This window comes from Tahibacter sp., from assembly GCF_032229445.1.
Lineage (GTDB): Bacteria > Pseudomonadota > Gammaproteobacteria > Xanthomonadales > Rhodanobacteraceae > Tahibacter.
The window spans coordinates 24832-45088 of the sequence record NZ_JAVTWC010000017.1; the positions used below are offsets into that span (position 1 = coordinate 24832).

15 protein-coding genes are annotated in these 20257 nt (G+C 66.2%); 7 read left to right on the top strand and 8 right to left on the bottom strand.

The annotated features are described in order from the left end of the window. Positions 1 to 69: 69 nt before the first annotated feature. Positions 70 to 540 carry a hotdog fold domain-containing protein gene (locus RUU78_RS03530; RefSeq protein ID WP_313913732.1) on the top strand — a complete coding sequence of 157 codons (471 nt, stop codon included), beginning with the start codon at positions 70 to 72 and terminating at the stop codon, positions 538 to 540. A 26-nt stretch (positions 541 to 566) separates the two neighbouring features. Here the strand turns inward: RUU78_RS03530 and RUU78_RS03535 are convergent, their stop codons facing one another. From RUU78_RS03535 to RUU78_RS03550, 4 genes are all read right to left on the bottom strand, one after another. Next, the gene (locus RUU78_RS03535) at positions 567 to 890 is read right to left on the bottom strand and encodes a hypothetical protein (protein ID WP_313913734.1); all 324 of its coding nucleotides are present in this window, start codon (positions 888 to 890) and stop codon (positions 567 to 569) included. Beyond that, positions 887 to 1438 (bottom strand): Pycsar system effector family protein, encoded by a 552-nt coding sequence (locus tag RUU78_RS03540; RefSeq protein WP_313913736.1) that lies wholly within the window; start codon positions 1436 to 1438, stop codon positions 887 to 889. Before RUU78_RS03540 ends, RUU78_RS03535 begins: the two co-directional genes overlap by 4 nt. A 127-nt stretch (positions 1439 to 1565) precedes the next feature. Further along, complete coding sequence (locus RUU78_RS03545) at positions 1566 to 4250, bottom strand: M1 family metallopeptidase (RefSeq protein WP_313913738.1); 2685 nt, start codon at positions 4248 to 4250, stop codon at positions 1566 to 1568. A 74-nt stretch (positions 4251 to 4324) separates the two neighbouring features. After that, positions 4325 to 5176, bottom strand: a complete 852-nt coding sequence (locus RUU78_RS03550; protein ID WP_313913740.1) for a DUF4097 family beta strand repeat-containing protein — start codon at positions 5174 to 5176, stop codon at positions 4325 to 4327. Positions 5177 to 5324: 148 nt separating this feature from the next. Here RUU78_RS03550 and RUU78_RS03555 point away from each other — a divergent pair, with 148 nt between their 5' ends. The 5 genes from RUU78_RS03555 (at position 5325) to RUU78_RS03575 (ending at position 8893) form a co-directional block, all read left to right on the top strand. After that, positions 5325 to 6002, top strand: coding sequence for a hypothetical protein (locus tag RUU78_RS03555; RefSeq protein WP_313913742.1), 678 nt, complete (start codon positions 5325 to 5327; stop codon positions 6000 to 6002). Between the two features lie 471 nt (positions 6003 to 6473). Beyond that, the gene (locus RUU78_RS03560; RefSeq protein WP_313913744.1) at positions 6474 to 7445 is read left to right on the top strand and encodes a hypothetical protein; all 972 of its coding nucleotides are present in this window, start codon (positions 6474 to 6476) and stop codon (positions 7443 to 7445) included. Next, a complete protein-coding gene (locus RUU78_RS03565) occupies positions 7442 to 8035 on the top strand; it encodes an ATP/GTP-binding protein (RefSeq protein WP_313913746.1) in 594 nt (197 codons plus the stop codon). Before RUU78_RS03560 ends, RUU78_RS03565 begins: the two co-directional genes overlap by 4 nt. Further along, a complete protein-coding gene (locus tag RUU78_RS03570; protein WP_313913748.1) occupies positions 8032 to 8484 on the top strand; it encodes a hypothetical protein in 453 nt (150 codons plus the stop codon). Before RUU78_RS03565 ends, RUU78_RS03570 begins: the two co-directional genes overlap by 4 nt. A gap of 49 nt (positions 8485 to 8533) precedes the next feature. Next, positions 8534 to 8893, top strand: coding sequence for a roadblock/LC7 domain-containing protein (locus RUU78_RS03575; RefSeq protein WP_313913750.1), 360 nt, complete (start codon positions 8534 to 8536; stop codon positions 8891 to 8893). Positions 8894 to 9028: 135 nt separating this feature from the next. On the opposite strand, the gene RUU78_RS03580 is transcribed toward RUU78_RS03575, so the two are convergent. Together RUU78_RS03580 and RUU78_RS03585 are read right to left on the bottom strand one after the other, a co-directional pair. Next, positions 9029 to 9559: a carboxymuconolactone decarboxylase family protein gene (locus RUU78_RS03580; protein ID WP_313913752.1), complete on the bottom strand. Its 531-nt coding sequence runs from the start codon at positions 9557 to 9559 to the stop codon at positions 9029 to 9031. 254 nt (positions 9560 to 9813) lie between these two features. Further along, positions 9814 to 10353 carry a peroxiredoxin gene (locus RUU78_RS03585; RefSeq protein ID WP_313913754.1) on the bottom strand — a complete coding sequence of 180 codons (540 nt, stop codon included), beginning with the start codon at positions 10351 to 10353 and terminating at the stop codon, positions 9814 to 9816. Between the two features lie 142 nt (positions 10354 to 10495). On the opposite strand from RUU78_RS03585, the gene oxyR reads away from it, so the two are divergent. After that, the gene (gene oxyR / locus RUU78_RS03590; RefSeq protein ID WP_313913756.1) at positions 10496 to 11392 is read left to right on the top strand and encodes a DNA-binding transcriptional regulator OxyR; all 897 of its coding nucleotides are present in this window, start codon (positions 10496 to 10498) and stop codon (positions 11390 to 11392) included. A gap of 5 nt (positions 11393 to 11397) precedes the next feature. Here the strand turns inward: oxyR and pbpC are convergent, their stop codons facing one another. Next, positions 11398 to 13776, bottom strand: coding sequence for a penicillin-binding protein 1C (gene pbpC, locus RUU78_RS03595; RefSeq protein ID WP_313913758.1), 2379 nt, complete (start codon positions 13774 to 13776; stop codon positions 11398 to 11400). Between the two features lie 35 nt (positions 13777 to 13811). Next, on the bottom strand, positions 13812 to 19832 hold the full coding sequence (locus RUU78_RS03600) for an alpha-2-macroglobulin (protein ID WP_313913760.1): 6021 nt from the start codon (positions 19830 to 19832) through the stop codon (positions 13812 to 13814). Positions 19833 to 20257: the final 425 nt, after the last annotated feature.

Genomic DNA, 20257 nt, shown 5'->3' on the forward strand with positions numbered 1-20257 from the left:
AGTAGACGCACTTGCCGCCGCTTCTCCCACTGTTTCCTCACTCCTCTCGCCTCTCCACTGTCACTGCCCATGGCCTCCGAAGCACTAAGCCTGTTCCACAAACTCGGGCGTTCCGCCGCCGGCCGGTGGCTGTATTCACGCCTGATCTGCTGGCGCGCACCCTACTTCGGCAGCATCTCGCCGACCGTCGACCTGCTCGAGGCCGGGCGTTGCGTCGTGCGCATCCGCCAGCGCCGCCGCGTGCAGAACCACATCGGCACGGTGCACGCGATCGCGCTGTGCAACATGGCAGAGCTGGCCGGCGGCCTCGCCACCGACGCGACCATCCCCGCCGGCACACGCTGGATTCCCAAGGGCATGAGCGTGCGCTATCTGAAAAAAGCCAGCGGGGTGATGACCGCCACCGCGCTCGTGCCGCTGATCACCGAACCGACCCAGGCGCAGGAGCTGCACGCGAAAGTCGAAGTGCGCGACGCGCAGAACGAGGCCGTGTTCGACGCTGACATCACGATGTGGGTTTCACCGCGCAGGAGCGGCTAAACCGAAGGCATCGCAGCGATCACGGGTTAGCGCACATTTCGCCGCAGATGCGGGAACGCGTGCTCCAGCGCCGCTATCGTGTCCGCGCCTAAAAGGCGGTCCACGCGCTCTATTTGCTTTAACGCCAGATCGAGATCGAACGATTCGCCAGCCATGATCGCCAGAGCCGGGTTGTGCAGTGCGTAGGCGAGATTGGCGGCGACCCGCGTCCCTTCGTCGGCGGGAATCATCCGCTCCCGATCGCCAGTGAAGCTCACATGCCCCGCGAGTAGTACCCGAATCTGAAACAGCGCGAAGGCCAGCAGCCTGACCTGATCGTCCCTGTCGTCCTTCGGGCGGTCCATGCTCATCCCAGCATCATCTGCACCGCCTGCTCTCCGCAGGCGAATACGAAGCCCGCGAGGAAGAACAGGTAGCTCAGGCGCAGGTAGCGGTACTTGTGCCGCGCGAGGTACAGGCCCAGCGAATACAGATCCTTGGCCTGCGTCTCGTAGATCGTGCCGCCGGGCTCCAGCGTGCGTGCCATTTCCTGCAGGAAGCGCTCGCGCGAAATCTCGGAGAAATGACCGAAAAACAGCAGATTGAAGTGCGACGGCAGTTCTTCGCTGTGCAGGCGCAGCGGCCGGTATTTCGGCAGCACCGCAAGAATCGCGAGCAGCAGCGCGACCAGCGTGAAGCCGATGAGGATCAGCACCGCCACGCGCAGGCCCGGCTCGGTGAGCTTGCCCAACGACAGCGTCAGCACGATCGACGAAACCGTGATGATGATGTTGGCCTTGGTGTCCGCCATGGCCGACAGCTGGACATGGTGCTGCTGCGCCGTGCGCAGAATGTTGTCGGAGGTGTTGCGCTCGGGCACCTGCGCGAACACGCTGCGGCTGCTGTCGGCTTCGCTCATCGGCGCAATCCCCCGGACCTGATGCGGCGATTGTAGAGCGCGGCTGCGTGCGGCGAACGCGACGCGCACAAAAGACTGCGACCGCATCCGCAAGTCTTCGCGCGCCCCGCAGTCCGTCGTTCGCCGCTCACCGCTCCAGCCATCGCGCAAGGCCGACCGTGCCCTGCCGGGCAAGCCGGGCCGCGCAGAGCGTGATTGCCTCCTGCGCGCGTGCCAGCCCCTGCGCCGTGCCGCTGGCCGTGTCAGCGTTGCGCCCAAAAAAGCGCGCCACGCGCACGGCCTGGTCCTTGTCGCACCAGCCCTCGCTGACGAGTTCGGGCAGGTCGCCGTGGATGAAGACCGGCGTGTGCGCAACGACCTGCGCATAACGGCGCTGGAACCAGGTCCACAGCGCCGCGCGATTGCGCGGATCGTACTGATGCACGCCGAGCAGGCGAGCGGTCTCGCTGACCTTGGCGGCCGGACCGATCGCGAACTCACGCACGCGTTCGCCCTGTACCGGATCGGTGGTGGCACCCAGGGCCATGACCATGCTCATGCGCAGGTTGGCATCGCTGTTCCTGGCCAGCTCGGCGATCAGCGCATCGACCGCGGTCGCGCCAAGCTCCTGCACCGTCACCGCGAGCACCGTGCCGAGCAGGTCGTAGTTGGCCGCGCCGAAACGCAGGCGGCCTTTGCCGTCGCCCTCAAGCACCGACCTGCCCTGTTCCAGCAATGCGGCGCGCACGCGCTTGCTGTCGACCTTGCGCGCCAGCAGTTCGGCCAGATCCGCGCGCAGCAGCGCATCGTCCTCGCTTTCGCCGGCACGACGCACATAGCCGAGTTGCACGAGACGCGGCAGGTAGATCTGCTCCACGTGGCTGTCGATCGCTTGGCGCGCGCGGTCGTCGGCGAGGTTGCGGCGTATCCAGACCAGTTCGGGCAGCAGCGCAATGGCGACCTCCCGCGTCTTTGCCACGGCCAGGGTGTCGATCGCTTCCAGCACGCTGGCCGCATCGACATCGCCTTGCTCGAAACCTGCCTTGATCGCATCGGCAAAGGCGAGCTGCTCGCGATCATTGAGCTTGCCGGCAACGCGAGTCAGCGCCTTCAGGTCGGACGGCGCCGGCGCGATACGGTAGTAGCCGCGCGCTTCGGCGTTGGGCAGGTACCAGTCCGGGCAGTCGCCGCCGTCGAGCACCATTTCCGCGCGGGGCTGGTCGAGCAACTGGCACTGCGTCACCGCGACATCGCCCTTGCCGCTGCGTACGCAGAACGGAATGCCCCAGCGCTGCGCCTGCGCGTCGCCGCTCGAACCGGCCGGAAAGAAACGCTGCTGGCGCAGCCTCAGACGCGCCTTACCGCCGTCGCAGACCAGTTCAGTGCGCACGAGCGGCACGCCCGGCTGGTCGAGGAAACTGCGCATGGCTTTGCCCGTGCGCGCATCCTGGTCACCGGCCGCCTGCAGTGCATCGATCAGATCGTCCGAGGTAGCACTCGCGAACGCGTGCTTGCGCATGTACTGGCGCAAGCCGTCGCGGAAGGTCTTCTCGCCGAGCCACGCTTCGAACATGCCCAGGACAGCCGCGCCCTTGCCGTAGGTCAGGCTGTCGAAGGCGCCTTCGATATCGCCGTTGTCGCCAATCGGTTGGCGCACGCGGCGTGCGCTCGCCAGGCTGTCGGCCTCCATCGCCTCCTGCGCCGCGACGATGCTCTGCAAGTCCGCACGCTGCGCCGGGCGCAGGACCTGTGTGATGCGGCCCTCCATCCAGGTCGCAAAGGCCTCGTTGAGCCAGAGGTCGTCCCACCACGGCATGGTCACCGTGTCGCCGAACCATTGATGCGCGAGTTCGTGGGCGTTGACCTCGAACGACGCACGGCGCAGGGAAGCCGGCGTATTGGCATCGAGCAGCAGCAGCGCCTCGCGGAAGACGACGAGCCCCGGATTCTCCATCGCGCCCGCGCTGAAATCCGGCGCGGCGAGCAGGTCGAGCTTGCCGAACGCGTACGGATAGCCGAAGTAGTCTTCCAGCGCGGTGATGATCTCCGGTGTCGCGGCCAGCACTTCGGTAAGCCGGTGACCCTCGCCCTGCGGGGCGATCGCGCGCAGCGGTATGGGCTGCTCGCGCCAGGCCGTCGCCGCAATCGGCTTGCCGTCGACGATGTCCCAGGGGCCGACGGCGAGCGCGAGCAGATACGTCGGCAGCTTCGGCGTGGTGCGGAACGTGAACCGGCGCCAGCCGTCGGCGAGCGGTTCAACGCCGGTCTGTGCCGCGTTCGCCACGGCCTGCTGGCCCGGCGGGATCTCGATGCGCACATCGAATGGCGTCTTGAAGCGCGGCTCGTCGAAGCCTGGAAACGCGCGCCGCGCGCTGATCGGTTCCATCTGCGTGATGATGTAAGGCTTGTCCGCGCGGCGCGCCCGGTACAGCCCTTCGAGGCGGCTGTTGTAGTGCGCGCGGTAGGCGAAATGCAGGCGCAACTCCTGCGCCGGCAGCGTCCTGCCAAAGTCGATCCGGGCCAGGCCGGTATCCGATGCCGGCAGGAATCGCGCCGGGTGCGCGTGGTCCTCCGCGTCACGCCAGTCGAGCTGCTGGATGTCCAGATCCTGCGCGTGCAGCCAGACGTGATCGGCCGGTTGCTTGAGCGCGATGCGGATATCCGCGGTGGCGCTGAACCCCTCCGCGGCCGGATCGACGCGGAAGGTCAGCGCATAGTGCAGCGGCTCGGCCGTATCCGGCAGCTTGCCGAGCGGAGGCCCCGGCGGCGCGGCGCTGGCCACAGCCGCCCAGGCGAACAACACGACACGACCCAGCAGGCGCCATCCGTCCATCGATACCCCTCCACGCGACCGGCGGAGGCTAGCACTGGCGGCGGCCGCGCCAAAGCGCCGGCGAGGGTCGCGCGTCAGTCGTGGTCGGGAAGGCTGACCTTGCCGCCGATATCCGAATACTCGATGCCGCGGCGCCCGCCGGACTTGCTGCCGACCTTGAAATTGCCCTTGACGCCGTCGGCGTAGATGCTGCCGCTGCTGTCGATGCCGACCTCCGCGTCGCCGACGATGCCGCGGAAGCGGATGTCGCCGGAACTGTCCCGGCCGACGCGGGCATTGCCCCCGACTTTCCTGATCTCGATGTCCCCGGAGCTGTCCCCCTCCACCGTGACGTCACGGCGCGCACCCTCGATCTCAATATCGCCGGAGCTGTCGCTGGCCACGACGACGTTGCCCTGGGCCTCGTCGATCTCGATGTCGCCGGAGGTGTCGCGAACGCGCACGTCACCGCGCGGGTCGCGGATGGTGATGTCGCCGGAACTGTCGGTGAGATCGATCGCGCCGGCATCGCTGATCTCGATGTCACCGGACGAATCGGTCAGCTCCAGCGCCAGTGCCTGGGGCATCCGCACCTCGAGATCGATGTAGGCGTAGTTGGACCCGAACAGTTTCATCTCCATCTCTTCCGGCGCGATGGTGTTCACCTCGAGCCGGTCGCCACCGCTGCGGTGCTGCAGTTGCAGCTTCTCCAACTGCTCGGCGCTCGATGCACAGGCTTTGCCGCGCAGTTCGATCGTGGCCAGGCCGGCGACGCCGACGATGCGCAGGTCGCCGGCCTGGGTCTGCAGAGTGAGGCGGCTCAGGCCGGCGGCAGGCACGTCCAGGTCACGCTTGGCATTGAACGCGCAGTCGTCGGCGAACGCGCTCGCGCTGAACGCGGTGACAAGGACGGCGGCGACACGGTGGGTCAGGGTTATTCGTTTCATGGCTCGCTCGCTGGCTTCAAGGGTCTGGGCTTCGGATACATCCGCAAGGCGATCGGATGCATCGCGGACCGCAAAAGGTTTAAGCCTGGCCTGCCCCCCTCCTGCCGGCACCCGTATCATCGCCGCCCCCAATCGCCCGTCCTGTCCAATGAATGCCAAACGCCTGCAACTGATCGACACGGCACCCATCCCCGGCGGCGGCGAACTGCGCCTGTTCCGGGAGGGCGAGCATTTCTCGATCAAGATCGCCGGCACGGGCGATCTCATGTCCACGCGCATGCACGGCTCCGAGGACGCCTTGGCCGAGCTGGCCTGCACCCGCATCGCCGCGCGGCCCAAGGCGCGCGTCCTGGTCGGCGGGCTGGGCCTGGGCTTTACTCTCGCCGCCGCGCTGCGGCAACTGCGCGACGACGCCGAGGTCGTCGTGGCCGAACTCGTGCCCGGCGTGATTGCCTGGAACCGCGAGGTGCTCGGCGCGCACGCCGGACATCCGCTGGCCGATGCCCGCACGGTCGTGCGCGAAACCGACGTGGCGCAACTGCTGCGCCGCGAGCGCAATGCCTACGACGCGATCCTGCTCGACGTGGACAACGGCCCGGACGGCCTGACTCACCCCGGCAATGCGTGGATCTACAGCGCCAACGGCCTCGGCAGCATCCGGACGGCGCTACGCGCCGGGGGCGTCGTGACGATCTGGTCGGCCGGTCCGGACCCGGCTTTCAGCGCGCGTTTGCGCAAATGCGGCTTCGCGGTCGAGGAAATCCCGGTGCGCGCGCATGGAAACAAGGGTTCACGGCATCTGATCTGGCGCGCGCAGCGCGGGTAATACGGCGAACACCGGTTAACGCGCGAGGCCCCGCAGTCCGGGCGAATAGCCCGACCCTGCGGCGTTTTCCGTCGCTTCGTTCCGAAAACCCCGGAAATAGCCTCAATTATTCAAACGCCCTTGGCGTTTGAGTAGGCCCGTCCGCAATTGGACCAAGGTACAACGAAGGCCTGCCTGCCGTCCCGCGCTTAGGCATGCAGACGCACCCACCTTCTCATTTGTTTACATTTTTATGTGAGCCGTTTCTGATCTGGACGGTACACAATGAAATCGTCGGGGCGTCGTATGCCGCCCGACGGAAATGATTGATCGCCATTATCCGCAGGGATATCGCCAGGCTGTTCCGCGCGAAATACCTGCATGGCAAGGCAGTTGAAATCACCGGACCGGGCTCGGACGCGCGAGGCGCTCTCCGACGGACGCGTTCGCCCGAACGATGCAACAGGGGTTGTCGCAACAGTGGCCTTCACCATGATGAAAATGCACGACGCTGCGCCGTTCTCGATTGCGGTTGCGTTACCGACGTATCTGAAGTCCCTGGTCGAACGCATGCTGCAAGGCGTGCTGCACGAGCAGCAGGCACAAGGTCTGCAGTGGTATCTGAGCGATACCGCCAACGCGGACGTGACCGTGCGCATTCTCGGCGACGGCAGCCAGGGTATATCGCCGAACCTGCTCGCGGAGGTGCGCCGTAGCGACGGCACAGTCGACATGGTCACGATAGAAGGTCCCTGGCGCACCGGCGCGATGGCATCGGCGCTGGTGCGCATCGCGGATCTGCTGCGCGCACGCCCGGCGCAGGAAAAGTCGACTATGGCCCTGCAGTGGTTGCAGCGCTGGTGCGAGCTGCGCGCGCAGGCCAGTCCGCCGCCCGTGGAATTGAATATCGGTGGCAGCGTCGTCGCGCTGCTCAATGCGCGACATGCCAGCATGCAACTTGCCGAACGCAGCAAGGCAACGACGCCGGAGCAATTGATTGCAGCCATGCTGCGCGACGGCTGGTCGCTGAATCCGTCACCGGTGGCCGCGGTGCCGGCGGCGGCCGCGGTATCGCTCAAGCCGCTGCTATGGCAGTTGGGCCTGCAGTCGGGAACCCTCGGCGCACTGCCGGCCCTGCGCTCGCCCAACGCCCTGCGACTCAAGGGCTGGCCGTATCTCGCCGCCGGTGGCCACAAGAGTTTCGCGGAACTCATCAAGCATCTGCGCAGCGGCGGCAACAATCGCGCGACACTGCAGACCTTGGCGCTCGCGCCACGTGCCGTGGTCGACGGTTTCCTCAACGCCTGCCTGGCCTGCGAGTTCTTCCACGAGGGCGGCGTCGCGGTAGCGGCAACGCCCCCACCCGAGCCGACGACCGCGCGGACCGCCTCCGTCGCCGGCGGCGGCGACGAACAGGCAATCATTTCGGCGATCCGGCGCACGCTGGGCATGGGTCGGCCATGAGCGAGATCAAGCTGCTGTTCGCCGGCCCGATGGGTGCAGGCAAGACCACGGCGATCCGCTCGATCAGCGAGATCGAGCCGATCAGCACCGAAGTCGAAAACACCGACTTCGGTGAATCGAACAAGGCCGAGACCACGGTCGCGATGGACTACGGCGAGCTGACGCTCGACACCGGACACAAGCTGCGCCTCTACGGCTCTCCGGGCCAGCGCCGCTTCGAATTCATGTGGCCGCTGCTGGCCGAGGGCGCACTGGGCGTGGTCGTGCTGCTGGACAACTCGCGTCCTGATCCATTGGCCGACCTGGCCGACTTCCTCACCGCGTTCGGCAGCCAGATCGGCACTGGCCGCATCGTCGTCGCGGTCGGGCGTCTGGACAGCCATCCGCATCCCAGCCTTGACGACTACTTGAACGCCGTCGCCTCACGCGGGCAATTCCTGCCCGTGATCGATGCCGACGTGCGCCGGCGCGACGACGTGATCGGCGTGCTGGATGTCCTGTTCGAACAGATCCAGTCCGTGGACCGCGTCAATTCCGCAGGCGACGCGGACGAATGGCTGCAGCTGGTGCAAGGAGCAAGGGCGCAATGACACAGATCTCCCGCAACCTGCCACTGGCCCTGAAGACGACCATCGACGCGGCCGTTCGCTCTCTGCATCAGCGCATCCCGGCGGCGATCGGCTGTGTCATCGCCACGGTGGACGGGCGCCTGGTTTCGCACGTCGTCGACAACGAAGCCGATCCACCGCGCATCGCCGCGATGATCGGCTCCATGGTCGCGCTCGGCGAGACTATCGGCCGCGAAGTCCGTATCGACCGGTCGCAATACGTCGTCGTGAGCGCACTCAACGGCACGCTGCTTGCGCAGCGCGTACCCAGCCGCAAGGAGTTGTTCGTCGTCTCCACGCTGGCGAGGCCGACGACCAACCTCGGCATTCTCCTGCACGAAACCCGCACGACCGCGGCCGAGATCGGCCGCGCGCTGGACGAATGGCTCGACCGCTACCAAGCCGCCGCGGCGGCAGCGGCCGTCACCTGATGAACCGTAGCCCGCCGGCCGCGGGCAACCCAATGCAACGAGGAACATCATGGCAAAGCTCGATCTCTCTCCCCTTTCCAACATGGACGGTTTCGTCGGCGCAGCCCTCGTCGATGGCGACAGCGGCATGGCGCTGGCCAAGCAGGGCGGCGGTGGCGTCGACCTGGATCTCGCCGCCAGCGGCAACGCCGAGGTGGTCAAGGCCAAGCGACGCGTAGCCGCATCGCTGAAGCTCAACGACACGATCGAGGACATCCTCATCAGCCTCGAACGCCAGTACCACCTGATCCGCCCGCTGGAACGCAACGACAAGCTGTTCCTCTATGTCGTGCTCGACCGCTCCAAGTCCAACCTCGCGCTGTCGCGCCACGAACTCAAGAGCTTCGAGAAGAATCTCGAGTTCGCCTGAGCACCCACGACTACCCTGCCCTTGTGACCCGACCGGCACCGCGAGGTGCCGCTGGCGAGCCAGGCATCCGGTAGGCCTGCAAACAAGAAACGCGCCTTCGAGGCGCGTTTCTTGTTTGCAGGCCGGTCAATTGCGCTAGCCGCGCTGTTCCAGCGTCACCGCCACGGCGTGTACCACCGCGGCGATACGCACGGCGCTCTGCACCGCCTGCGTAGTCAGTTCGTGCTTGCGCAGGGTCTTCTCATGCGAATCCATGCACATGCCGCAACCGTTGATGGCCGAGACCGCGAGCGAGCACAGTTCGAAGTCCACCTTGTCGCAACCCGGATTGGCCATCGCGTTCATGCGCAGGCCGGCGCGCAGGGAGGCATAGTCCGTGTCACTGACCAGATGCGTGAAGCGGTAGTAGACATTGTTCATGGCCATGATCGCCGCCGCCGTTCGCGCACCGTTGAGTTCGGCCTCGCTCGCATGCTCGGCACCTTCGGCGGCCAGAGCGGCGACCAGCGGCTCGTGCCGCGAGGCGATCGCCGAGGACAGCGCGATCAGCGCGATCTGCTTGCGGCTCAGGCCCGGTGCTCCGCCTTCGCTGAGCACGGAGTCCAGATTCAGACGCAGGTCCTTCGCATAGTCCGGGATCTGCGATTTCAGTTCGGCAACACTCATGGGGCGCTCCTTTACGTCCAGCCGCGAAGCGGGTCCGCGCGCAGAACAATGGGTACAAATGGATTATTTCCCTAGATTCCTGCGCGATACGCGCATTTTTGCGGGAAAGAGGGAAAACGGAGTGAGAAGCGAGGGGGCAAGCGGGCCAGGCCGCGGCCCGCCGTAATGGCCTGGTCGAACCGGGAGCGAAGGGGAGAAACGAGAAGACGGGCCGCCCTCTCGTTTCTCACTCCGCTTCATGCTTTACGTGTCAATCAGGCGACCTTGATGACGTCTTCGCCCTGGTGCCAGTTGCACGGGCACAGTTCGTCGGTCTGCAGCGCGTCGAGCACACGCAGCACTTCTTCCGGGTTGCGGCCGACCGACAGGTCGGTCACGTAGACGAAGCGGATGATGCCCTGCGGGTCCACGATGAACGTCGCACGCTGGGCCACGCCGGCGTCCTTGTCGAGGATGCCCAGCGCCGAGGTCAGCTCGCGCTTGATGTCGGCCAGCATCGGAAACGGCAGCGTGCTGAGGTCCTTGTGGTGCGTACGCCAGGCGTGATGCACGAACTCCGAATCGGTCGAGCCGGTCAGCAGCTGCGCGTCGCGGTCCAGGAAAGCCTGGTTGTGCTTGGCGAAGCCGGTGATCTCGGTCGGGCAGACAAAGGTGAAATCCTTCGGATAAAAGAACACGACCAGCCACTTGCCCTTGTAGGTGTCGTTGTTGATGTCGACGAAGGCGTTCTTGAGATCGGTGGAAACGGTGGCCTTGACGTTGAACTGGGGGAACTTTTCACCAACGCTGAGCATGGTTCACTCCTTAGGGGGTTTGAAAGCGATTCCCTTCGTGCGAAGGGAGGGGTAACGCACGGACCGCAGAATACGGCCCGCATTCTCATCTAGCCAATCAATTGATACCATCGCAACGATAGATCCCGGCTATGAGGTTGCCATGAACCTACGTGACTTGCGTTATCTGGTCGCGCTGGCCGAACACAAGCACTTCGGCCGCGCGGCGGACGCCAGCTTCGTGAGCCAGCCGACCTTGTCGACCCAGATCAGGAAGCTCGAAGACGAGCTCGACGTAGCTCTGGTCGAACGCACCCCGCGCAAGATACTGCTGACCGAGGTCGGGCGCGAGATTGCGGCACGCGCCCGCCATGTGCTGGACGAGGTCGACCAGATCAGGTCGATCGCGCGACGCACCAAGGATCCGGAATCCGGCACGCTTCGCCTGGGCCTGTTCCCGACCCTCGGGCCGTATCTGCTGCCGCATGTGGTGCCCGGCCTGCGCGCACGCTTTCCGCGCCTGGAACTGCTGCTCATCGAGGAAAAGAGCGAGATTCTGCTGCAGCGCCTGCGCGAAGGGCGCCTCGATGCGACCCTGCTCGCGCTGCCGCTGCACGACGACCAGCTGCACGCCGACGTGCTGTTCGACGAACCGTTCCTGCTCGCGGTGCCGACCCTGCATCGTCTGTCCGAGCGCGACGCGCTGAGTCTCGACGATCTCGAAAGCGAAAGCCTGCTGCTGCTCGAAGACGGTCACTGCCTGCGCGATCAGGCGCTCGACGTGTGCCAGCTCGCCGGCGCCAACGAACGCGACGGTTTCCGTGCCACCAGCCTGGAGACACTGCGCCAGATGGTCGCGGCCAATGTCGGCATCACGCTGCTGCCGCTGCTGGCCGTGCGCCCGCCCGTGGTCCAGTCCGAAGCGATCCATATGCTGCCTTTCCGCGGCGAGGCACCGAGCCGGCGCATCGCGCTGGTCTGGCGCAAATCCTCGGCGATGCATGGCTTTCTCGCCTCGCTCGCGGACGAGCTCAGGAAGCTGACAAAAGGCCTGCTGTAGGTTCGTCAATCGACGGCGACGACGCGCAGTTCGCGCGTATCGCTGCGGCCGTGGTCGTCGACGACGCGGGCGGTGTGACGGCCCGCGCGGCGTGCTTGCCAGAACACGGTCTCGCCGCTGCCGGCAGCGCCGACGTAGTCGTCGTCGACGAACCAGTACAGCTCGCGCACGCCCGCATCGACCGTGGCGCTGAACGCGACGCGCGCCTCGGCCGAATCCTCGCTGCGCCGCGCGCGGACCGTATACGCCGCGCCGCGCAGCGGCGAGGTGATGCGTGGCGGATCGCCGCTGCCGGCAATCCCGCAGTCAGCGTCGGGCGGCGGCCTGCGCCGCGGGATGCCCGCCTGGGCGAACACGCGGGCGAGATCCGACGGCCAGAACTCGTAGACCTCGGTACGCGTCGTCGCCGGATCGAACGGCGGACACGCGGCCTTGCCGCTGCGCACGTCGATCGTCACGGGCCGGTGCACGCTGCTGACGCGGATCGGCGACTTGCCAGGGATGAACCAGGTCGTGCCGCGCTGCGGGCACCAGGCATTGGGCAGGTCGCCGCTGGCCAGGCACACTTCCACCTTGCGCAATTGTGCAGGAACGGTCCAGGCCGGCTCGGCCAGGCCGCGATCCTGCGCCAGAATCGCGTCGGCCATACGGAAGAACAGCGGCGCCGCGGTCTCTACACCGATCAGCGCCGGATTGCCTGCCCCGTCGAAATTGCCCATCCAGACGATCAGCACGTAGGGTCCGAAGCTGCCCGCCGTCCATGCATCGCGAAAACCCCAGGACGTGCCGGTCTTCCAGTGAATCGGCAGCCGCGCCGGCGTGGCCGTGGTCGCCTCATCGGGACGCGGGTTCTGCCGCAGCATGTCCAGCGTCATGAAGCTCGCTTCCTCACTGAGCAGGCGTACGCCGTCGGTCTGTGGCGAATCGGCGCGCAGGCGCAAGGGCTTGAGCACACCATGGTTGGCAAGCATCGCGTACAGCGTGGCGAGTTCCTGCATCGTCACTTCGCCGCCACCGAGCACGAGCGCGAGACCGTAGTGGCGCTCGCTGGCCATACGCGTGATGCCGGCGCGCCGGAGGAACTCGTAGAGATTCGGTTCGGCCAGTTGCGAGGCGACCCATACCGCTGGAATGTTGCGGCTGCGGATCAGCGCATCGGTCGCGGTGACCGGTCCGAGAAAGCGGCCGTCGTAGTTTTCCGGCGTGAACGGCCCGAACGAACTGGGCACGTCGCGCAGCACCGTGCGCGGATGCAGCACGCCCTGGTCCATGCCCAGCGCATAGATGAACGGCTTGAGCGTGGAGCCCGGTGAACGCTTCGCCGTCGTGCCGTTGACCTGGCCGGCGATCGCCGCATTCGTGTAGTCGGCCGAACCGACCAGTGCCTTGATGCCCATGTCGCGCGTATCGACAAGGATGGCCGCGGCGTTGTCGAGGCCGCGCGCGCCTTCGCGCTGCAGGGTCTCGCGCAGCTGCCGCTCGAGCGTGCGCTGCAGGCCGGCGTCGAGGGTCGTCTCCAGCCGCGGTGGCAGGTGGTGTTCCCATTGCGCCTCGCGCAGCACCTGTTCCACCGCATGCGGCGCGACGAACGGCAACTGTGCCGGGGAGCGCAGATCCAGCGGCAGACTCATGAGCGCATCGGTCAGCGCATCGGCCGCGTGCGCCTCGCGCCAGCGCGCATAGAGCCGGTCGCGCGCGGCGCGCAGGCCGCGGTTGAGCCGATCCTCGCCGCCTTCCGCCGCGTCGCGCAGGCGCCGCGTCGGATCCTGCGGAATCACCGCGAGGGTCAGCGCTTCGGGCAGGGACAGGTCCTGCGGCCGCTTGCCGAAATAGACCAGGCTGGCCGCGGCGACGCCTTCGACGTTGCGGCCGTAGGGCGCGTAGTTCAAATACGCTTCCAGTATTTCATCTTTGGAATAACGCAACTCCAGCCAGATCGCACGCGCGACCTGCTCGGCCTTGCCGCTCGGGCTGCGCGTGTTGAGCCGGTACATGAGCCGCGCCAGCTGCATGGTCAGGGTCGAACCACCCTGCCGGCTGCCGCCGCGAACGTAGCTGATCCAGGCACCGCGCAGCAGGCTCACGGGATTGAAGCCCGGATGCCAGCGGAACCAGGCGTCCTCGTGCAGCAGCACGCCCTGCACCAGTGCCGGCGGCATCTCGCGCAGCGGTATCCACTGGCGGTACTTGTCGTCGGCGCTCAGGGTCAGGCGCAACAGTTCGCCGTTCGCGCCGAGGACGGCCGTGGACGAATCCGCATGCGCCGACAGCGGCGCATGCGGATACAGGCGGATGCCGGTCAGCACGAATGCGAGCAGCGCGATCGCGACCAGCGCGTTCTGCCAGCGCAGGATCAGTCGCCAGACTGTCTGCACCGCTTGCATGGCCAGACTCACGATGCGGTCTGCCGGCTAAACCGTCACTTCGACTTGGCCACCGTGATCCTGCCGCCGAGCGACTGCGCCTGTACCGAGCGTTCGTACATCGATTCGGCATAGGCGGGCGGCACGACGAACTGACCGACGTTGGTCGCCTTGATGCGATAGATGAACTCGCGCACGTCGGGCGTGGCCGTGCCGTAGATCACGACCCGATCGTCACGCACATCGGCGTAGTCCGGCATCCAGGTCGAATTCGGCAGGCCTACCGTGCTGCGCCAGGTCGTCGCTGCGGGCGCGGGTGCGCTTCCATCTTCCGATTCGGGTGCCGGCGCGGCCGGGATTTCCTGCACCACTTCGAACCCGCCCGGCAGCAGGTCGATGATGGCCGTGTCGCCGACGCCGTCGGCACGCGTGGACCGGATCTTGAGCCTGACGAGGATTTCCTGGCCGAGTTCGACTTCGGCGATGGCCTTGCCGTCGGCATCGGTGTACTCGCGCACGATTTCCAGGCCGTTCCTGATTTCCTGCGCCGGAGCGCCGCGGTCGAAGCCGCCCTGTGAAACGCTGTACCAGGCGTTCAGATCGGCTTCGTTGGTGATGCGCACGCCGGCCGCGGTGGCGCTGAAGTTGGCACTGAGCACGAGCCCGTCGGCCTTGGCGATGGACTTGGCCACGCCGTCCTTGGCCAGTTCAAACACATGCAGCTTGTCCTCGGTCATCGTCCCGATCTGCTTGGCATAGGCGTCCAGCGCAAGGATTGTCGTGGCCGAGGACAAGGTGTTGAACAGGCCGCGCGACAGCGGCCGTACGACGTTCTCCAGCGCTGCCGCCGGCAGCGCCTTGGCGCGTTCGGGGAAATGCCTGGCCAGCAAATACAACGTCGCCGAATCGCGCACGAGCGGATCGAAGTAGCGCTCGTAGCGCCAGCCGCTTTCGATGGCCGTGCGCGTGAGCACCTTCTCCGGTCCGACGATGAGCTTGAGCGCCTCGCCCTGCTGCTTCATGAGCTGCAGGCTCGATGCGATGTACGCCGCAACGGGATCCTGCATCCATGTATCCGCATGACGTTCCTGCAGGCGCTGGCGCACCGACGCCAGCGTATTCGTCGTGACCTTGCCCTGGCGCGTCAGCAGGTAGATCGCGAACGCGCGCTCGCGCAAGCCCGGCAGCGAACCGTCACTTTCGTCCGCGGCGAGCTGGTTGAGATAGGCGTTGGACTTGTCGAGCATGTCCTGCGGCACGTCCCAGCCGCGCTCCTTCGCCTCGAGCAGATACTGCGTCGCATACACCGACACGTAGCGCTGTGATTCCGGCGTCGCAGTCCACAGGCCATAGCCGCCGGCATCGTTCTGGCGCGAACGCAGCACCGCGAGCAGCTCGGCGAAGGCCTGCTTCGTCGTGCGCTGGTCGCCCGGATCGCGCACGAGCTTGCCGAACTCCGGATTGGTGTCGAACACCAGTGCCGGCACGGCCGCGCTGAGCAACTGCTCGGTGCAGCGGTGCGGGAAGCTGGAGAGATACGCCGACAGGCCGCGGGCCAGCACCAGCGGCACGTAGGAGGCGTTCGCCTCGCGCTTGGCGTGCGCGTCGAACATGTCGCGCAGCGGCTCGATCTTCTTGTCACCGCGGCCGAGGTTGCCGATGGCGACCTCGGTACGGAACGGCACCGCCGGCCGCACCGACAGATCCACCGCCTGGCGCGCGGATTTGTCGCCGCTGCTCGCGCTGAAGATCAGCGTCGACGCACCGGGCTCGCCTTTCGCGCGCAAACGGAACACGGCCACGCCTTCGCGCATTTCGCCGAGGGTGAGTTCCTGCGCCGCGGCGCCGACCGCCTCGATCTGCGCGCTGGGTTCGAGCTTCACCGCGATCGCCGAGGTCTTGCCGTTCAGGCCGGTCAGGTTGTTCGCCACGCCGACACTGACGTCAAACTCGTCGCCAGGCGCCACCATGGCCGGAACGTTCGGCGACAGCACGAAGTCGCCGCGCACCGTGGTCGAACCTTCGAAGCGGCCGATACGATCGGCCGACACCGCTACCGCCATCACACGCAGCTTGCCGTTGAAATCGTCGGGCACGGTCCAGCGGAATTCGCGTTCGCCGTCGACGTCGACGATGCCGGACCACCAGGCGACCGGCGGCTTGCGCTTTTTCTTGAACGGGTTGAGGTTCTTGCCGAGCAGGCCGTCGGCGTCGCCGCCCGGCGCAGCCATGCCGGTCAGGCGCGCGAACTCCGGCAGGATCAGGTCGAGGATCTGGCTCGTCGACACTTCCAGCATGCGCTTCTGGAAGAAATGGTCGAGCGGATCGCCGAGCTTGTAGCGCGCGACCTGCAGGATGCCTTCGTCAACGGCGAACAGTGTTACGCGCGTGCGGCCACCGGTCGCGACCTTCATCGTCAGCGTCTCGCCGGGCTTGATCAGCGCGGGCGTCGTCACGCTGAGCGTGTTGCGGCGCGCATCGCGGTTGACCGAGAACGGCGCGATGCCGTAGCTCAGCGGGCTCATGAAGATCTCGGCCGAGGACGGATCGCGCACGTACTGCACGTTGATGTAGCCGTTGCCTTCGAAATCCGCGGGCACGCGGATCTTCTGCACCGAGGCCGTCGTCGTCGAGGTGAACCACTGGTGCGCATAGACCTTGTCGCGCTCGATCGTGATCAGGCCCGCGCCGGCATACGGCGCGCGCACCGCGATCTCCACGTCTTCGCCAGGCGCGTAGTCCTTCTTCGACAGCGCGAGCTGCAGTTCCGCGTTGCGTTCCAGCGAGCGCGCGACGTTGGCTTCGCCGGCCACCGAATAGCTGACCTGGTTCAAGGTGTCGCCGCGTGCGTTCTTGACGAGCAGCGCGTAGTCGCCGGGATTGTCCGTGGCGAGGCGGAAGTCGAGGCCGTTCGCGCCGAGCTTCAGCGGCTCTTCCTTCACCGCGACTTCCTTGAGCCGCGACTGGTACTTGTAGGCGCCCGAATCCTGCTTGGTCAGCACCGAGACGTAGCGGCGCTCCACGAGCACCGCCTTGAGCCCGTCTACCGCGATGCGCTTGGCGGTGTTGTCGATCGCGATGAGGTTGACCTGGCGTTCCGCACTGCGCGCGACATAGTCGAGGTTGTCGTTGACCTTGACGCCGACGAGATAGTCCAGCGACGACACGAGGCTCGCCGTCTCGGCCGCGACGCCGCGGCCGCCTTCGGCCTCGTAGCCCTTGGCGAGAAAATGCAGGCGATAGCTGGCCGTGCCGTACTTGGACAGATCCAGCGGGAATTCGGCGATGCCTTCGGCGTTCGTGGTCTGCTCGCCGAGCGGTTCGCTATAGCCTTCCTTGGCGCGCTGCGGATCGAAGAACGCGTGCTCGGGCCAGCTGCGGAACAGCGGCAGTACCGGTGACAGGGTCAGCGTCGCCTCGACTCGACGATCCTGCGCCGGCGTACCGAACAGGTTCTGCAGGCTGACGCGCGCACTCAGATTGTCGGGCTTGATCCAGCCCTCGACCACTTCCTGCGACAGATGCGCGGTCGCCTTCATGCGGTCGGGCAGGAATTCCTTGATCTGCACCGTGGTCGAGCCGATCAGCTGCGGGTTGTTGTCCTTGTCGATCAACGACAGGTTCACGGTCCAGCTGCCAGTCGGCGAGGTTTCCTGCGTGGTGAAGGCGAGTTCATCGAAGCCGACTGCGCCCATGCGCAGCAGGCGCTTGTCGACGCTGAGGCCGCGCGCGTCGAGGATCTCGGCCTGCAGCGGCACACCGGACAGGTCACGCGACCAGTCCGCAGCGCGCACGATCATGCCGATATGGAAAGTATCGCCGGGCCGGTACAGGCCACGGTCGGAATACAGGTAGGCCGTGAGCTGACCGGCACTGCGCGCGTTCTTGATGCCGCCGACGTCGAAGCGCGAGAAGTCCAGGCGCCGGTCGTGCTTGGCGATCGGCAGGAACGACAGATCCTCGCCTTTCCTGACCAGGAACAGTGCCGGCGTCTTTTCGCGTGTGAACGCGTCGACCGAGTCGAGGTGTGCATGTCCGGTCGCGTCGCTGGTCGCACGCAGCAGGGTCTGGCCGTTCTCGCCGAGGATTTCCACGCTCGCGCCTTCCACTGGCGCACCGCTCGCGATCGACTGCACGTAGACGTCGAGACTCGCGTCGAGGGATTTCTTGACGATGAGGCCCAGGTCGGTCACGACGATGAAACGCGCGTCGCTGATCTCGGAATACTCGCTGCCGTCGCCGTCGTAGCCGCCGCCGTACTCGCCCTCGCCTTCGTAGTCGCCCTCACCGTCGTAGGATTCGCCGGGCTCCGGTGCGCTCACGCCCGCATCGGCGTTTTCGCCCGTCGGCTTGGGCGCTGGCTCGGTCGCCGGATCGTAGTCGTTGAGGCGCAGCAGGAACACGCCGCGGCGACCGCTGGACAGGTATTGGGAAAGATCCACACCTTCGTAATGCGCCTTGGTCGGATCGTCCGACGAAAACGCGAGCTTCTGCTCGAAGCGTTCGGTGATCTTGTCGCGCGACAGCGCGCCAAGATCGGGCTGGGCGAAGGTGCCGTTGTTGAAGCTGACCAGATGCTGCAACTGGTCGGGCAGCACGCGCGCGATCTCGAGCTTCATGCCGGGCACGTTGCGCGACACGACGGCGACGCGCTTCTCGCCCGACAGCGACAGCAGCGAGCCTTCGGCCATGAAGCGCAGGATGCGCGGATAGTCGGGCACCTGCACGACGTTGTTGGCGTTGTCGGCCAGCAGATAGCCGCCGAATGCGCTGAGTCCCTTGCCGACGCGCACATAGATATAACGGCCCGGATCGGCGCGGAACTTGAAGCTCTGCTGCTCGGAGAAATCCAGCTCCGCCGCGATCGGTTCCAGCGCCAGCGGCTCGGCACTCTTGAGCACGCGCTCGTCGATCGCGCCGTCGCTCCAGCTCCAGACCTGCTCGCGCTGGCCTTCCGGCGCGTACGGATTGGTGAGCGGCAGCAGCCAGGCCTTGATCGCGCCGCTCGCGGGCTTTTCGCCCACGGCGTGGGAGAAGTTCACCAGCAGCACCTGCTCGGGCTCGAACTGGCTGTTGTCGACGAGAGTCGGCTCCACGCCGCTGATGCCCAGACTGTAGAGGCCGGGCACGCCGACATTGGTCGCGATCTCGCTGTCGCTGGGCTTGCCGCCCGCGGCGGCGGCCACGCCCTTGCCGATGCGGTATTCCAGCGTCGTCGCATCTTTCGGCAGGCCAGCCAGCGGTGCCGTATGTACCCAGGCGTTGAGCTTGGTCTTGTCGTAGTTGACGACGAATTTCTGCGGCGTCTTGCTGTTCTTCGGCCCGAGCAGATACACCTCGATATGCTTCTCGAAAGCGGCCACGTCGACGGGATGGCTGAAGCGCAGGTTGGCGATGCCCTTCTTGAGCGCCGCGTCCTGCGGATCCTGGTAGAACTCGCTGCCGGCAGCCGCTACGGTGAAGCTCGCGGTCGCGAACTCGAAACCGTCGGCGGCGACGCGCACCTGCGGCGCGAACAGCACGGCCTTGTCGAAGCTGCCCTTGAAGCTCTCGCCGACCGGCCAGTCACCGGCCGGCGTGAAACGCAGCAGGCGGTCGTTGACCCAGGTCCAGCTGCCGGCCAGTGCCGGCTTCAGGGTCACGCCGTTGCCAGCTTCCTTGCCGACCAGCGCGAGCGGCGCCACCGACTGGGAAAAATTCAGGTCCAGCGTGTGCACGGTGACCGGCTCGGCTTCGTAGTCGGTCAGGGCCGGCGCGCCAACCTGCAGCGTCACCGCGACAGGCTGCGGAGGCTTCGGACGTTCCTTTTCCACTTTGTACGCCAGCCATCCGCCGCCGCCGATGATCGCGATCCCACCCAGCACCAGCGCGACGCGCCCCGGATTGCGCTGCATCGCGCCCCAGCCGGCAAGACCGGCGCGTTCGCCGGCGAGCATCCAGCCCGGTGCCTGCCAGGACACGCGGCCGACCACGATGGCCAGCAGCATGCCAAGCATGCGCAATACGAATGCCAGCAGCCGCAAATGCCAGGCGACGAGCAGCAGCGGCAGGCGCGCCAAGGCGCGAAGCAGATCCATGTAATTCCCCAGTCGTGGACGGCGTGACGTACGCCGCAGTGCAACGCCCTAAGAAAACCTCTGAACAAGTCCCGGCACGATCGCTTTTGTACTCAGCACCAGATCTCCACAACCCCGCCAAACGCCTGCTACGCAGGCATTTGGCCGGTCCGGCCCCTTGGGCGCTCAGAATGATCAGAACCTGCGGTTCTAAGCGATCACTCTTCACCCCCTTGACTCAAGGGGGCTCCGGAATCAAAAGCAGTTATCGACCTGATCAGAGGTTTCCACGCTCGCTGTCGGGCAAGAGGTTCCTGCCTCTTGCTCGACCGGACGGGGAAAGTCTCGCTTGCCCCGCACTCCGCAATGGTTCCCGCTTCGCCGTTCGCAGGCAAGCGGTTGCCAGTCCGGGCTGTCGGGTATTTAGACCGGGAGTTGTGTCCGAA